Here is a 2,726-nt window from a genome sequence, read left to right on the forward strand (position 1 = left end):
AAAAGAATTTGATAAAGCTCAAAAAATTGCTGGCATCAAAATTGATGTCCAAAATTTTGTTCCTCAATTTAATGAGAAACTATATTCATTAACGTTTTGTTGTTCAGTTTTCAAAGTTCATCAATCAATATTACTTTCAGTCGAAAGCAACTTTTATTAGTATAGCCATTGTATCATTTGTTGTCAACAACATTTTTTATATTTTTTCAAAAAACAACTTCATTAATTTAAAGAAGTACTATATATAAAAAATCAATAGAATAAATAACAACTTAAATATAATACAATAAAAAAATCATGAAAGTCAATATAAATTCATAAGGTTTTTATGAAGCACTATTTTATATATGAAACTTAGTAAAAAAGGAGAAGATACATGTTTCGTAAATTGTTGCTAACTATAACAGTAATGTTATTAGTAACATTGTTTGTTGTTTTTCCACAAAAAGAATCATTAGTCTCTGTATTCCGGATGACGGAAGATCCTATTGTTATCTCTAAAGGTCATTATGGACAATCTCTTATTGTGGAAATATCCTTCTCCCATGAAGGATTAGAAGAATGGTTACAAACAGTGAACAAGCCTTATCCATTATTAATGTTAGATGCAGCTTGGATTGATCGTTCTCCTAAACTTGTTGAAATCATAAAAAATCGAAATATCCCAACTGGACTTTTAGGCGGAAAAGGGGCTGTAGATGAGGATAATGATACAATTAATAAATTTAATAAAGATTTGGCAATTTATCAGAAACATTTTGAAAACAAGCCTTTATGGTATATGACTTCGGATTATGAATTTAACCCTAAACTAATGCAAACGGTGTTTAAAGAAGAGGTGAACTTATTGTCCCCTTCTGTTATTTATACTAAAAATTATAAAACAACGAACGGCGCAATCGTCTCTTTCCCAATTCATGAAAAATCTACTTTTACATTTGAGGATATTTCAAAGTTACTTGAAAGGGAAAAGTTTATTTCTATTGAAGAAAATGTCTTTGGTTATTCGATTAAAACAAAAAAGATGCCATAAAAACAAAGGGCTACTACCAATTGGTAATAGCCTTTTTTATTGTGGAGTTTTATTTTATGCGTTTGAAATTTTCCTTTACTTACCTTCGCTTGCAAGTGTTCGAGCTTTTCGACGTTGTTCTAATTTTTTTCGATCTTCATCTGATTTTTGATTATATTTCGGTAAAGCTAATAATTGGTAGGCATTTACCGCAATTAATGGGAACAATAATAATGCAACATATGTATCAATATTTTCTTGGCGCCCCATTAAAGCAATAATCCATTCTAATGAGGTAATTACAATCATGAAGAACATAGAAGAAATTAATACATGTTTTTTTCCAGTTAACTGCACTTTCTTCATGGCTGTAGCTAACGCACCAAAAATTAAAAAAATTAAAAGGCCGATATAAAAGACCCAATCGCCGAAATTATCAGCACTTGGCGCAAAACGGAACACGACTAAATCAAAAATAACAATAATCATTAGTAGAACTTGTACCCAGTTCCAAAGCGTTAACGTTTTAAAAATACCAATGCCCACTTGATGTAATGTTAAATACGCAAAAAAGCCAGCTTGTGCGATAACGCTCATAGTAAATCCTAGTACTATCATCCACACAAAGGCAGCTAAAAATTCACCAATTTGCCCCTCCGCTAGATAGGGTTGGAAGAAGTTCCAACGTATGATGATTCCTGCAATCGCTGTAACACCACCGCCAACAACTAAACACATAAAGAAAAACTTAACCCAATTTCGTATTGTCACGACAAAACGTCCTCCATCTTTTCACAATATACCTTTATATTTTATCAATGCAATTGTAAAAAAGCTATTGAAGTCATAAATGCATACATATTATACGCAAGAATGTGAACAATAAATGAAAGAGAGTCTTTAAGAAAGGACTGATACTTGTGCTAAACCGTATATTCTCCCTTTTGTTTGTCGTACTACTGCTTGCTAGCTGTTCCGAAAATACAAATAACAACCTTTCATATGATGAGGTTAAAAAGATGGTAATTGACGCTGTTCAAACAGAAGACGGCAAAAAAGCCATTCGTCAACTATTAGAAGATCCAAGTTTCCGAGAACTAATTATTCTGGAACATGATCAAATAGAAACTGCCATCAATACTACATTACTTTCAAAAGATGCAGAAGATTTTTGGAAGAAAACATATGAAGATCCAAAATTCAAAGAAGCTATGGCAAAAAGTTTGAAAGAACAACAAACTGATATTATGAAGGATCTTATAAAAAATGCTTCCTATCAAGAAGATTTAGTCAAGTTTTTCGGACAAGCAGATATGCAAAAGGAGCTTGAATCCATCTTAAAAGGCGCTACATTACGAAAACAAATGGAAGAAGTCGTTATGGAAACTCTCCAAGACCCACTTTTACAAACACAATGGATAGAAATTATTAAAAAGAGCGGAGAAACTTCCGGTGGTGGAGAAGGTGGCGGTAAAGAAGGTGGCAGTGGTGGTAAAGAAGGCGGTGGCGGTAAAGAAGAAGACGGTGGTGGTTCGTAAATGAACCCTATTACATTGCTTTCAACCTCCCATATCTAAAGAAAAGAGGTGTCCCTGGACTTACCCCAGTCAAGTAGACAGCTTTAAAAGAGACTAAGCAGCCATCTGGTGTCGATATTCTATCGGTGCCAGGTGGTTGAGTCGTTTTTGGAAGCGTTGGTAGTTATAAAAGTAAA

Annotated in this window: 3 protein-coding genes; 2 read left to right on the top strand and 1 reads right to left on the bottom strand. The window is 33.1% G+C overall.

Annotated features, from left to right (window positions below):
- The first annotated feature begins 376 nt into the window (after positions 1–376).
- Positions 377–1,033, top strand: coding sequence for a hypothetical protein (locus D8M03_RS17385; protein WP_121216035.1), 657 nt, complete (start codon positions 377–379; stop codon positions 1,031–1,033).
- Positions 1,034–1,108: 75 nt separating this feature from the next.
- On the opposite strand, the gene D8M03_RS17390 is transcribed toward D8M03_RS17385, so the two are convergent.
- The gene (locus D8M03_RS17390; RefSeq protein WP_121216036.1) at positions 1,109–1,783 is read right to left on the bottom strand and encodes a KinB-signaling pathway activation protein; all 675 of its coding nucleotides are present in this window, start codon (positions 1,781–1,783) and stop codon (positions 1,109–1,111) included.
- 149 nt (positions 1,784–1,932) lie between these two features.
- On the opposite strand from D8M03_RS17390, the gene gerD reads away from it, so the two are divergent.
- Positions 1,933–2,550 carry a spore germination lipoprotein GerD gene (gene gerD / locus D8M03_RS17395; protein WP_121216037.1) on the top strand — a complete coding sequence of 206 codons (618 nt, stop codon included), beginning with the start codon at positions 1,933–1,935 and terminating at the stop codon, positions 2,548–2,550.
- Positions 2,551–2,726 lie beyond the last annotated feature (176 nt).

Origin of the sequence: Ureibacillus endophyticus (assembly GCF_003628435.1) — a bacterium.
GTDB lineage: Bacteria > Bacillota > Bacilli > Bacillales_A > Planococcaceae > Ureibacillus > Ureibacillus endophyticus.